The 12,797-nt window shown below is 44.6% G+C and carries 8 protein-coding genes; 5 read left to right on the forward strand and 3 right to left on the reverse strand.

The annotated features are described in order from the left end of the window. Window positions 1-9: 9 nt before the first annotated feature. The 3 genes from nrdB to ubiG form a co-directional block, all read right to left on the reverse strand. Entirely contained in the window at window positions 10-1,140 is a 1,131-nt protein-coding gene (gene nrdB, locus KO501_RS01030; RefSeq protein WP_216027788.1) for a class Ia ribonucleoside-diphosphate reductase subunit beta, read from the reverse strand. 72 nt (window positions 1,141-1,212) lie between these two features. Further along, on the reverse strand, window positions 1,213-3,537 hold the full coding sequence (gene nrdA / locus KO501_RS01035; protein ID WP_216027789.1) for a class 1a ribonucleoside-diphosphate reductase subunit alpha: 2,325 nt from the start codon (window positions 3,535-3,537) through the stop codon (window positions 1,213-1,215). Window positions 3,538-3,958: 421 nt separating this feature from the next. Continuing rightward, entirely contained in the window at window positions 3,959-4,663 is a 705-nt protein-coding gene (gene ubiG, locus KO501_RS01040; protein WP_216027790.1) for a bifunctional 2-polyprenyl-6-hydroxyphenol methylase/3-demethylubiquinol 3-O-methyltransferase UbiG, read from the reverse strand. A 296-nt stretch (window positions 4,664-4,959) separates the two neighbouring features. Here ubiG and gyrA point away from each other — a divergent pair, with 296 nt between their 5' ends. The 5 genes from gyrA to rpsA all read left to right on the forward strand — a co-directional run bounded on the left by gyrA (window position 4,960) and on the right by rpsA (window position 12,736). Further along, the gene (gyrA, locus tag KO501_RS01045) at window positions 4,960-7,656 is read left to right on the forward strand and encodes a DNA topoisomerase (ATP-hydrolyzing) subunit A (RefSeq protein WP_216027791.1); all 2,697 of its coding nucleotides are present in this window, start codon (window positions 4,960-4,962) and stop codon (window positions 7,654-7,656) included. 90 nt (window positions 7,657-7,746) lie between these two features. Next, window positions 7,747-8,832 carry a 3-phosphoserine/phosphohydroxythreonine transaminase gene (serC, locus tag KO501_RS01050; RefSeq protein WP_216027792.1) on the forward strand — a complete coding sequence of 362 codons (1,086 nt, stop codon included), beginning with the start codon at window positions 7,747-7,749 and terminating at the stop codon, window positions 8,830-8,832. 6 nt (window positions 8,833-8,838) lie between these two features. Next, window positions 8,839-10,122, forward strand: a complete 1,284-nt coding sequence (gene aroA, locus KO501_RS01055; protein ID WP_216027793.1) for a 3-phosphoshikimate 1-carboxyvinyltransferase — start codon at window positions 8,839-8,841, stop codon at window positions 10,120-10,122. 138 nt (window positions 10,123-10,260) lie between these two features. Continuing rightward, entirely contained in the window at window positions 10,261-10,935 is a 675-nt protein-coding gene (gene cmk, locus KO501_RS01060; protein WP_216027794.1) for a (d)CMP kinase, read from the forward strand. A gap of 130 nt (window positions 10,936-11,065) precedes the next feature. Continuing rightward, entirely contained in the window at window positions 11,066-12,736 is a 1,671-nt protein-coding gene (rpsA, locus tag KO501_RS01065) for a 30S ribosomal protein S1 (protein ID WP_216027795.1), read from the forward strand. Window positions 12,737-12,797 lie beyond the last annotated feature (61 nt).

The following is a 12,797-nucleotide window of genomic DNA, read 5'->3' on the forward strand; positions in this document are numbered from 1 at the left end:
TAAGCTAAATTATAACTCGAAGTCAGCGAAATCACCTTCACCAACAGCTGAATCAATTTGACCTACAAGGTAAGAGCTGATCTCAGACTCCTGAGGCGCCACCTGTACGTTATCTGAATTAAGGTAGTTGTTCATCCAGGGTAATGGATTGCTTTTTACATCGAAGGGGCTATCGAAGCCGATGGCACTCATACGTTGATTCGCAATGAACTCAACGTACTGACAAAGAATTTCTTTATTCATACCAATCATTGAGCCGTTTTGGAACAAATAGTCCGCCCATTCTTTTTCTTGTTCTACCGCATTAATGAAAATCTGTCGTGCTTCTTCATGACACTCTTTGGCAATGTCTGCCATTTCAGGATCATCTTTACCCTTGGCCCACAAATTGAGTATGTGCTGAGTAGAAGACAAATGCAGGTTTTCATCCCGGGCAATCAAACGAATAATTTTCGCGTTACCTTCCATCAGCTCCCGTTCGGCAAAAGCAAAAGTACAGGCGAAAGAAACGTAAAAACGAATGGCTTCTAAGGCATTTACGGAGTTCATACACAAATACAGTTTTTTCTTTAATACTCGCATATTGATTTCATAGGTCTTACCTTCAACCGTATGCATCCCTTCACCTTGGGTTTGCCAAAGCTGGGTATGAAAAATCAGATCATCGTAGTATTTAGAAATGTCCGCCGCCCGCCGCTTAATTTGATCATTGACCACAATATCTTCAAAAATATTACTGGGATCCGAAAACAAATTACGCAAAATATGGGTGTATGAACGGGAGTGAATGGTTTCAAAAAATGACCAGGTTTCTATCCACGTTTCCAGTTCAGGTAAAGACACAATTGGAAGAAAGGCTATATTAGGGCTACGACCCTGTACCGAATCCAAGAGGGTTTGATACTTGAGGTTAGAAATAAAAATATGCTGTTCTGGTTCGGTGAGCTTCTGAAAATCTACCCGGTCACGGGTGACATCCACTTCTTCCGGACGCCAGAAAAAACTAATTTGCTTTTCTATCAGCTTTTCGAAAATACTGTGTTTCTGCTGGTCATAGCGTGCAACATTAACAGGATTACCGAAAAACATAGGCTCGGTTAACGGATTAACACTTTTCTGGTTAAATGTCGTGTATTTCATAACTGCTGAATCGCTCGATATACGGGTTACGGTAAGAGAGTTAAGACGGGAAAGGCCCGCCTTAAAGCACAATCATATTTTGCAGGCGCCGCCGGCACAGTCGTCGTCATCTTCCAACACAGCGGTTTGTGCGTTTGGTTGAGACTCTTGCACTTGTTTTACCGCCACAGAACTGCTGTCGGTATTGCCATCACGGGTGTTATGGTAATACAGGGTTTTCACCCCCAATTTGTAAGCCGTAAGCAGATCTTTAAGTAACAGCTTCATTGGCACCTTGCCACTTTCGAACTTGCCTGGGTCGTAGCTGGTGTTGGCCGAAATGGTCTGATCAATGAATTTTTGCATAATGCCTACCAGTTGTAGGTAACCATCATTAGACGGAATATCCCACAATAATTCATATTGATCTTTGAGGGTTTCGTATTCAGGCACCACCTGTTTAAGCACGCCATCTTTACTGGATTTAATGCTGATATGACCACGAGGTGGTTCAATACCGTTTGTGGCATTGGATATTTGTGACGACGTTTCTGATGGCATCAGAGCCGATAGGGTAGAGTTACGTAACCCATGGGCTAAAATTTCTTTACGTAGTCCTTCCCAGTCCATCTGCAAGGGTTCATCACATACTTTATCCAGATCCTTTTTATAGGTATCGATAGGAAGCAAACCTTTGGCGTATGTGGTTTCGTTAAATTTAGGACATGCGCCTTTTTCTTTCGCTAAATTAACCGACGCTTTTAGCAAGTGGTATTGCATTGCCTCAAAGGTTTTGTGAATTAGGGAATTGGCACTAAAGTCAGAGTATTTCACGCCATTTTTTGCCAAGTAGTAGGCAAAGTTAATTACGCCAATACCTAAAGTACGTCGGTTCATGGTAGCGTGATACGCCGCTGGAACCGGATAGTCTTGGTAATCTAACAAGCTATCTAACGCGCGCACGGCAAGATCCGACAACTCTTCAAATTCGTCTAATGAATTAATCGCACCTAGGTTAAACGCAGAAAGCGTACAAAGGGCAATTTCCCCATTTTCATCGTTAACGTGTTCTAACGGCTTAGTAGGCAACGCGATTTCAAGACACAAGTTGCTTTGTCTTACCGGCGCTACTGCAGGATCAAAGGGACTATGGGTATTACAGTGATCTACATTCTGTAAATAAATACGTCCTGTTGACGCACGTTCCTGCATAAACAGGCTAAACAATTCCATCGCTTTAATGCGTTTTTTACGAATGCTGTCGTCTTGTTCGTACTGTACGTATAAGCGTTCAAATTTATCTTGATCAGCAAAGAACGCGTCGTATAAACCTGGTACATCAGAAGGGCTAAATAACGTGATGTAATCATCTTTCATCATACGCTGATACATCAGTTTATTAAATTGTACGCCGTAGTCGAGATGACGTACCCGGTTTTCTTCCACACCACGGTTATTTTTCAGTACCAGTAACGATTCAACTTCCATATGCCATAGGGGGTAGAACAAGGTCGCGGCGCCACCACGTACACCACCTTGAGAACAGCTTTTAACTGCCGTTTGGAAGTATTTATAAAAAGGAATACAACCGGTGTGGAAGGCTTCGCCGCCACGAATCGGACTACCTAGGGCTCTGATGCGACCCGCATTCACACCGATACCCGCGCGCTGGCTCACGTATTTTACAATGGCGCTGGCTGTGGCATTGATAGAATCTAAGCTATCACCGGTTTCGATAAGTACGCAGGAGCTAAATTGACGAGTAGGGGTACGTACACCGGCCATGATTGGCGTTGGCAGTGACAACTTAAACGTTGAAGCCGCATCGTAAAAACGACGTATATAGCTAAGGCGAGTGGCTTTGTCGTAGCCGGCAAATAAACAGGCTGCTACCAACACATATAAAAATTGCGCGCTTTCGTATATATCACCGGTAACCCGATTTTGAACCAGGTATTTGCCTTCCAACTGCTTCACGGCAGCATAGCTGAAAGTCATGTCACGCCAGTGATCGATGAATTTGTCCATTTCATTGAATTCTTGTTCAGAGAAATCAGACAACAAGTGTTCATCATATTTACCTGCCGCGACCATCTTTTGCACATGTTCATAAAGCGTGGGAGGCTCGAATTGCCCGTACGCTTTTTTACGTAAATGAAAGATCGCAAGACGGGCAGCAAGATATTGATAATCAGGTGCCTCGGTAGAGATTAAGTCTGCGGCAGACTTAATGAGCGTTTCATGAATTTCACCGGTTTTTATACCGTCATAAAATTGTATTTGTGCTTTGATCTCTACCTGGGAAACAGAAACATTACTGAGTCCTTCTGCTGCCCATGTAATCACTTTGTGGATTTTATCCAAATCAATGACTTCTTTTTCGCCATTGCGTTTGGTGACATACAGGTTGTTATTCATTTGTGTTGGCCGTTAGTTTGTTAGCGCATGAAGCGTGGGATAAAACCCTATTCATCGTTTTTTTGATAGAAAATGCAGCGAAATTTATATTGGTCCAGGGATGATCTCGAAGTAAATTCCGCGATCTCAAAATGAGCGGTGCCGACGTCGTCGCCGTCACCGTGGACACAACACAAGATAGTGAGGTTTGAATCATATTGCAACCCAATATCTGGTGTTTAAATGTACACTTAAACCGACTTCAATTTTAGGTTAGTAACGACTCACCTAGTAAGGGTCGACTAAGCACAGATCAGGCAAATGCAACCGTTTTATTGTTTTTAATATTGGCATTAAAACTTTTTTACTTGCAAATTCTGGTTCGTTCATAAATACGACATGTAGATTAAATGCTGTCCATCGAGCACTACATGTTGTGATTCTAGCCAGGTTTCTGCGTATGAATAATATAATTCACATCTATGTTTTTGTCGGATAAATAGAATTGACGACTGAGGGGATCCATATGCAGTCCAGTAGCATGACGTGCTGCAAGATCGCTGCGATCTGTCATCGCCATTAACTCTGAAGGCTTAATGAAACGTTCGTGCTGATGGGTACCCCGAGGCACCAGTTTTAAAATGTATTCTGCACCCACAATGCCCATCAACCAGGACTTAATATTTCTATTTAATGTAGAAAAGAAAACATGACCACCTGGCTTAACCAATTGTGAACATGCCTGAACGATAGAAGCAGGGTCGGGGACGTGTTCTAACATTTCCATACAGGTGACCACATCAAATGACCCTTCATGGGCTTGGGCATAGTCTTCGGCACTGACACAATGATAATCTACTTCCACAGCGGACTCTAAACTATGGAGTTTCGCAACTTCTAAAGAGGCCTCGGCAAGATCGATACCCGTGACTTTCGCCCCCATTTTAGCCATCGACTCGGTAAGAATACCGCCGCCGCAGCCAACATCGAGTACCTGTTTGTCATATAAGCCATCACAATGTTGTTGCACGAAATCTAAGCGCAGGGGATTGATAAGGTGTAAAGGTTTAAATTCACTTTCAGTATCCCACCATCTAGAGGCGAGGTCACTGAACTTAGTAATTTCGTTATGATCCACATTTGACATTGGCGTTGCTTCTATTTTTTGCTAACCGATAAAACAATGAGATTACGATACATGATATGGCACTAAAATGGGATGTTTCTGCTGTGGGAAAGGTTTGATTGGGCGAAAAATAACCGCTTGGTTACTTGCAAGCCCAAGACACCTTATTAAGCGCTACATTAATTTTTCATCCGGTGATACACTTACAGATTACTTGTACACCCCATAATATAAGAAAGCGATGCTGTGATAGGCTTTTCTTTAAGATCTATTGCAGTGGATACGCTGATAATCTGAATCAAGGGACATAGCAGTTTATGACTGATAACGCTAAAGAAATTCTCCCCGTTAATATAGAGGAAGAACTCAAGAATTCTTATCTCGATTATGCGATGAGCGTTATTGTCGGGCGCGCATTGCCTGACGTAAGAGACGGCCTCAAACCCGTACACCGTCGCGTTTTATTTGCGATGAACGAACTTAAGAATGACTTTAATAAGCCGTATAAAAAATCTGCCCGTGTGGTGGGTGACGTTATCGGTAAATATCATCCTCACGGTGATAGCGCAGTGTACGACACCATCGTACGGATGGCGCAACCGTTCTCTTTGCGTTATATGCTGGTTGATGGCCAAGGGAACTTTGGTTCCGTTGATGGTGATTCAGCCGCTGCCATGCGTTACACCGAAGTTCGTATGGCCAAAATTGCCCACGAGCTGTTGGCTGATTTAGAAAAAGAAACCGTTGATTTTGTTCCTAACTACGACGGTACTGAACATATTCCTGATGTACTGCCTACTAAAGTACCTAACTTATTAGTTAACGGCTCTTCCGGTATTGCAGTAGGTATGGCGACGAACATTCCGCCACATAACCTAACCGAAGTAATTAACGGCTGTATTGCATTAATTGAAGATTCGTCCATTACCATTGACGATCTAATGCAATATATCCCGGGGCCGGATTTTCCTACTGCCGCCATGATCAGCGGACGCAAGGGTATTGATGATGCGTATCGTACCGGACGGGGAAAAATCTACCTACGCGCTAAAGCCGATATCGAAACCGATGCCAATGGTAAAGAAACCATCATCGTTAACGAAATTCCCTATCAGGTAAATAAAGCACGCTTAATTGAAAAGATCGCTGAGCTGGTTAAAGAAAAGCGCATTGAAGGCATTTCTGCACTTCGTGACGAGTCTGACAAAGACGGCATGCGTATTGTCGTAGAAGTTAAGCGAAATGAATCAGCGGAAGTCTTATTGAATCATTTGTATGCCAATACCCAGTTACAAACGGTATTTGGTATCAATATGGTGGCATTGGACAATAATCAGCCTAAGGTATTTAACCTTAAGGAAATGCTCGAAGCCTTTATTCTTCATCGTCGTGAAGTGGTAACCCGACGCACGGTGTTCGAATTACGTAAGGCCCGGGATCGGGCTCATATATTGGAAGGGCTGGCTATCGCGCTCACCAATATCGATCCTATTATTGAATTAATCAAAGCGTCGCCGAGTCCTGCTGAAGCGAAAAAAGGCTTAGTCTCCCAAGGCTGGCAATTAGGCGATGTTGCAGACATGCTCGAAAGAGCGGGTGATGATGCGGCAAGACCAGATTGGCTAACGCCAGAATTTGGTATCAGAGACGGTAAGTATTACCTCACTGAGCAACAAGCCCAAGCAATACTCGACCTTCGTTTGCACAAGCTAACGGGTTTAGAGCACGAAAAAATTCTGGGTGAGTATAAAGAGTTACTCGAAGTTATTGCTGAATTACTGCATATACTGCGTAGCCCAGAGCGCCTTATGGAAGTGATTCGTGAAGAACTAGAAAAAGTTCGTGAAGAATTTGGTGATGAACGTCGCACGGAAATTACCGCAGCTAGCCACGATATTGATATTGAAGATCTTATCGAACAAGAAGATGTGGTAGTCACCTTGTCCCGTGAAGGGTATGTGAAATACCAGAAACTGACTGAATACGAAGCTCAGCGTCGCGGTGGTAAGGGTAAATCGGCCACGCGAATGAAAGATGAAGATATCATCGAGCGTTTATTGGTGGCTAACACCCATGATCATATTTTATGTTTCTCAACCCGTGGTCGCTTGTATTGGTTGAAAGTGTATCAATTACCTTTCGCCAGTCGAAATGCCCGTGGTAAACCCATCGTTAATATTTTGCCGTTACAAGACGACGAGCGGATCACTGCTATCTTGCCTATCAAGGAATTTGAAGAAGGTAAGTTTGTACTGATGGCCACCGCAAACGGTACGGTGAAGAAAACCGATCTTAGCTCTTATTCCAGACCCCGTTCCAACGGTATTATTGCCGTGAACCTTAATGAGGGTGACGAATTAATAGGCGTGGCCATTACCCATGGAGATGACGATATCATGTTGTTCTCCGATGAAGGTAAAGTGGTGCGCTTTAACGAAAAATTGCGAGATTCTGAAACCGGTGAAGTGAAACGGGATCCGGAAACTGGCGAAGAACTAATGGCCTTGCGTCCCATGGGACGTACTGCTACCGGTGTGAGGGGAATACGCTTACAAGATGGACAACGGGTGGTATCGCTTATTGTTCCGCGGGGCGAGGGCGCCATTTTGACGGCCACAGAAAATGGCTATGGTAAACGTACGCCATTAGAAGATTATCCAGCGAAAAGTCGTGCTACCCAAGGCGTGGTTTCTATCAAGGTGTCAGAACGGAACGGTAAAGTAGTTGGTGCCGTACAAGTAGACAGTCATGATGAAATTATGTTGATCAGTGATCAAGGTACCTTGGTACGTACTCGCGTTGATGAAGTTTCAATGGTAGGACGAAATACCCAAGGTGTTCGCCTCATTCGCACTGCTGAAGATGAGAACGTTGTTGGATTGCAACGCATCGAAGAAGTGATAGACGAAGAACTTGAAATACATGAAGACGGGGAAGACACCGTCGAAGCATCAGTAAACGAAGATGCCGCTGCTGATAGCAGTGAAAATGATAAGCCAACGACGGAAGAATAAGTGCGGCGCCTCTTTTTTAAGAGGCGCGTTGATCCTTATTTAACAAGCGGCTTTTGCCGCTTGTTTTGTTTACAGGTATTGAAAGAACATATGAATAAAGTATTTAACTTCAGTGCAGGGCCGGCAATGTTGCCAGCAGAAGTCATGGCGCAGGCACAAAGTGAATTCCTCAATTGGCAAGGTTCAGGTTGCTCAGTGATGGAAGTTAGCCATCGGGGTAAAGCGTTTATCGAAGTTGCGGCTACCGCCGAACAAGATTTACGAGATTTACTCGCTGTGCCCGACAATTATAAGGTGCTGTTTGCCCATGGTGGTGGTCGAGGGCAATTTGCTTCTGTTCCGCTTAATATTTCCAATGCAAACGACACCTCGTTACATCTCGTGACAGGCTCTTGGTCAAAAGGGGCGGTGGCGGAAGCTAGCAAATATAATCAGGCCAAAGTGGTAGGCGAAACCATCGCTAAAGACGGTTTGCAGTTTGTACCTAAACTGACCGCAAACGAGATTGACCCGTCAGCGGCATATTTACATTTTTGTCCTAATGAAACCGTAGATGGCATCGCTTTTGACTGGTTACCCCAAAGTGGCGATGTGCCGTTAGTGTCTGATATGTCATCTTGTATCTTGTCTCAACCGCTGGATGTTAGCCGTCATGGAATAATCTATGCGGGTGCGCAAAAAAATATCGGTCCATCTGGATTGTCGGTACTGATTGTGCGTGATGATCTTATCGGTAAAGCCCGTAAAGAAACGCCTTCTATCTTTAATTATGAACTGATGGCGAAACACGACTCTATGTATAACACGCCACCCACTTTCTCTTGGTACTTAGCCGGCTTGGTATTTAAATGGCTGAAGGCTAATGGTGGACTAGAGGCCATGGCACAACGCAATAAAGAAAAAGCGGCGTTATTATATAGCGCTATCGATAGTAGCGATTTTTATAGCAATCCCGTGCATCCCGAAAACCGTTCTCGTATGAACGTACCTTTCCATTTAGCCGACGATTCACTTAACGCCTTATTTTTAGAGGAATCTTCCCAAGCGGGACTGATGGCCCTTAAAGGTCACCGTTCGGTGGGCGGTATGCGAGCCAGTATTTACAATGCGATGCCCATCGACGGTGTGGTCGCCTTGGTTGATTTTATGCAGCAGTTTGAGAAGAAGCACGGGTAGCAGTCAATGGAACAACTTACATTATCGCCAATTAACCGGGTTAACGGCGAAGTTAACGTCCCGGGGTCAAAAAGTTTGTCAAACCGCGCCTTACTATTAGCGGCATTGGCAGAAGGTGAAACCACCCTAACCAATCTTCTCGATAGCGAAGACATTCACCATATGCTTAACGCATTGGTGAAGCTGGGGGTTAGCTATCAACTTAGTCCCTGCAAAACCCAATGCGTGGTGCAAGGGGTGGGCGGAAAATTCGATAAACAAGACGGGCCAGTAGAATTGTTTTTGGGCAATGCTGGTACGGCTATGCGTCCGTTATGTGCGGTGCTTGCCGCCAGTGATATTGAGGTCACGCTAACGGGTGAACCTCGCATGGAAGAACGGCCCATTGGCGATCTCGTGGATGCCCTCAATCATATTGGCGCAAAGATTACGTATTTAAAAGAAACAGGATTTCCACCACTAAAAATTGAAGGCTGCCCGTTATCAGGCAGTGAGGTTTTTGTTGATGGCAGTGTTTCAAGTCAGTTTTTAACGGCAGTGCTTATGGCCGCCCCGTTATTTGAAACAGATACGTTAATTCGCATAAAAGGCGAATTAGTGTCTAAGCCTTATATTGATATTACTCTAGATACCATGGCCAAATTTGGTATTAACGTGGTGAATAACGATTACGCCAGCTTTGCGGTGAAAGGTAAACAGGTTTACCAGGCACCCGGTACGTTCTTGGTCGAAGGGGATGCGTCTTCGGCGTCCTACTTCCTTGCTGCCGGAGCAATAAAAGGTGGTACCGTTAAAGTAACGGGTATTGGCAGTGAAAGTATTCAAGGGGATATTCGTTTTGCCGATGTATTGGAAGCCATGGGCGCGACGATCACTTGGCATGCGGATGCCATCGAAGTAGAAGGGGCGCCGTTAAAAGGCGTGGATATGGATATGAATCATATCCCTGATGCAGCTATGACCATTGCGACTACGGCGCTGTTCGCAGCAGGTCCAACCTCCATCCGTAATATTTATAACTGGCGCGTTAAAGAAACTGACAGATTGTTCGCCATGGCGACGGAACTTCGCAAGCTAGGTGTGGAAGTGGAAGAAGGCCACGATTACATTACAGTGTGGCCATGTGAGAAGTTAAAACACGCTGCCATTGATACTTATAATGATCACCGTATTGCCATGTGTTTTTCGTTAGTGGCACTGAGCAATACCGCAGTGACAATTAACGATCCAGGTTGTACAGCAAAAACCTTCCCTGATTATTTTTCTCGGTTCGCCACCATCTGCCAATAAACTCGGCTTGTGCACGAGAAAGCGCATTTTACGTCTTAGAAGTGAGGTGCCGACAATACTTTAGTTGGCATTGCTTCTGTAGGAGAGGTGCGTATAATTGCGCGCGATTTATTAACCTTTTTTTAAACTGGAGCAGGCATGCAACCTATCCCTGTCGTCACGGTTGACGGACCAAGTGGAGCGGGCAAAGGAACCCTTAGTAGTTTGCTAGCAGAAAAACTTGGCTGGCATTTCCTTGACAGTGGCGCGATTTATCGTGTTTTAGCTGTAGCGGCGTTACATCATGATTTACCCATCGATGACGAGGCATGTGTTGTGCCCTTGGCCTCTGGTCTTGATGTCAGTTTTGAAACTGAGGGTAATGCGGCACGTATTATCTTGGAAGGCGAGGATGTTACTGACGATATTCGCTCAGAGCAAGTTGCAGCGGCGGCGTCTAAAGTTGCTGCTCTACCTCGGGTAAGAGAAGCCTTGTTGCGTCGCCAGCGAGCTTTTCAGCAACTGCCTGGTTTAGTCGCGGATGGTCGCGATATGGGAACGGTGGTGTTTCCTGATGCGGGTGTAAAGCTATTTCTTACCGCTAGTGCCGAGGCACGGGCCGAGCGACGCTACAGCCAGTTGAAAAACAAAGGTATGGATGTTAATATTGCGCGCCTTTTAACCGATATTAAAGCGCGGGATGATCGTGATGCGAATCGCGCCATAGCGCCATTAGTACCGGCAGAAGATGCGGTAATTATAGATTCTACGCACTTGGATATAACGCAAGTGTTTGATAAAGCGATGGAAATCATCAACGCTAAACTACGTTAGTTCGTAGCGGTTACGCTGACTGTTTCTGTTAAATTGTTATTTGTCGACACAGGATGTGACGATTTTTGTTAGTAACCCCACGTTATCCGGACTGTAATGTGGTTGTCAACTTAAAATTAACTGAACTTATATGACTGAAAATTTTGCACAACTTTTTGAAGAAAGCCTACAGGAATTAGAAACTCGTCCTGGATCCATTGTTAAAGGTACTGTTGTTTCTATCGACAAAGACATCGTTCTTGTTGATGCAGGCTTGAAATCAGAAAGTGCTATACCAGCCGACCAATTCAAAAACGCCGAAGGCGAACTTGAAATCGCTGTTGGCGACTCTGTAGATGTAGCCCTTGATGCAGTAGAAGATGGTTTCGGTGAAACAATCCTGTCTCGTGAAAAAGCGAAGCGTCACGAAGCGTGGGTTGAGCTGGAAAAAGCTTACGAAGATAAAGTCACAATTAAAGGCGTTATCAACGGTAAAGTTAAAGGCGGTTTCACTGTTGAAGTAAACAGTGTACGCGCGTTCTTACCAGGTTCTTTGGTTGATGTACGTCCAGTACGTGACACGACCCACCTGGAAGGCAAAGAGCTTGAGTTCAAAGTAATCAAGTTAGATGCTAAGCGTAACAACGTTGTTGTTTCACGTCGTGCTGTTATCGAAGCAGAAAGCAGTGCCGAGCGCGAAACCTTGCTGGCTAACTTAGAAGAAGGTCACGAAATCAAAGGTATCGTTAAGAACCTGACTGATTACGGTGCTTTCGTAGATCTAGGTGGCGTAGACGGCTTACTGCACATCACTGATATGGCTTGGAAACGTGTTAAGCACCCAAGCGAAATCGTTAATGTTGGTGACGAAATCAACGTTAAAGTGCTGAAGTTCGACAAAGAAAAGCAACGTGTATCTCTGGGTATGAAGCAAATGGGCAACGACCCATGGCACGACATCTCTGGTCGTTACCCTGAAGGTACTAAGATCTCTGGCCAGGTAACTAATCTGACTGACTACGGTTGTTTCGTAGAAATCGAAGATGGTGTTGAAGGTTTGGTTCACGTATCTGAAATGGATTGGACTAACAAAAACATCCACCCATCTAAAGTGGTTAGCTTAGGCGATACTGTTGAAGTAATGGTTCTAGAAATTGACGAAGAACGTCGTCGTATTTCTCTGGGTCTGAAACAGTGCATTGCGAATCCTTGGGAAGAGTTTGCTAAATCTCACGAGAAAGGCGACAAGGTTTCTGGAAAGATCAAGTCTATCACTGACTTTGGTATTTTCATTGGTCTTGACGGTGGCATCGACGGTTTGGTTCACTTATCTGACATCAGCTGGAACAAAACTGGCGAAGATGCAGTTCGTGACTATAAGAAAGGCGACGAAATTTCTGCCGTTGTTCTTCAAGTCGACCCTGAGCGTGAGCGTATCTCTCTTGGCGTTAAGCAAATCGAAGAAGATCCTTTCAACAAGTATCTGACAGATAATAAGAAAGGTGCTATCGTTAACGGTACAGTTACTGCTGTTGACGCCAAAGGCGTTACAGTTAACCTGGCTGAAGAAGTTGAAGGCTATGTTCGTGTTGCAGATTTATCTCGCGACCGTGTAGAAGATGCTTCAGAAGTATTTAGCGTTGGCGAAAGCATCGAAGCGAAATTTATGGGCGTAGACCGTAAAAATCGCACTGTTAACCTGTCTGTTAAAGCGAAAGATCAGGCTGACGAAAAAGAAGCTATCGAGAAAGTTAACCAGCAAGATGACGGCGGCTTCGCAAACGCGATGGCTGAAGCATTTAAAGCTGCGAAAGGCGAATAATTGCTTCTACGGGTGTGAACCTTTGCACCCGTACCCCGTAGTAGCTGTAAGATAACTGTTT

It is taken from the genome of Alteromonas sp. C1M14 (genome assembly GCF_018860965.1).
Taxonomy (GTDB): Bacteria; Pseudomonadota; Gammaproteobacteria; order Enterobacterales; family Alteromonadaceae; genus Alteromonas.

What these genes read in the sequence shown, in the direction of transcription:
- serC (WP_216027792.1), top strand. Translation starts at nt 7,747, where the DNA reads ATGAATAAAGTATTTAACTTCAGTGCAGGGCCGGCAATGTTGCCAGCA.
- gyrA (WP_216027791.1), top strand. Translation starts at nt 4,960, where the DNA reads ATGACTGATAACGCTAAAGAAATTCTCCCCGTTAATATAGAGGAAGAA.
- ubiG (WP_216027790.1), bottom strand. Translation starts at nt 4,663, where the DNA reads ATGTCAAATGTGGATCATAACGAAATTACTAAGTTCAGTGACCTCGCC.
- nrdB (WP_216027788.1), bottom strand. Translation starts at nt 1,140, where the DNA reads ATGAAATACACGACATTTAACCAGAAAAGTGTTAATCCGTTAACCGAG.
- rpsA (WP_216027795.1), top strand. Translation starts at nt 11,066, where the DNA reads ATGACTGAAAATTTTGCACAACTTTTTGAAGAAAGCCTACAGGAATTA.
- aroA (WP_216027793.1), top strand. Translation starts at nt 8,839, where the DNA reads ATGGAACAACTTACATTATCGCCAATTAACCGGGTTAACGGCGAAGTT.
- cmk (WP_216027794.1), top strand. Translation starts at nt 10,261, where the DNA reads ATGCAACCTATCCCTGTCGTCACGGTTGACGGACCAAGTGGAGCGGGC.
- nrdA (WP_216027789.1), bottom strand. Translation starts at nt 3,537, where the DNA reads ATGAATAACAACCTGTATGTCACCAAACGCAATGGCGAAAAAGAAGTC.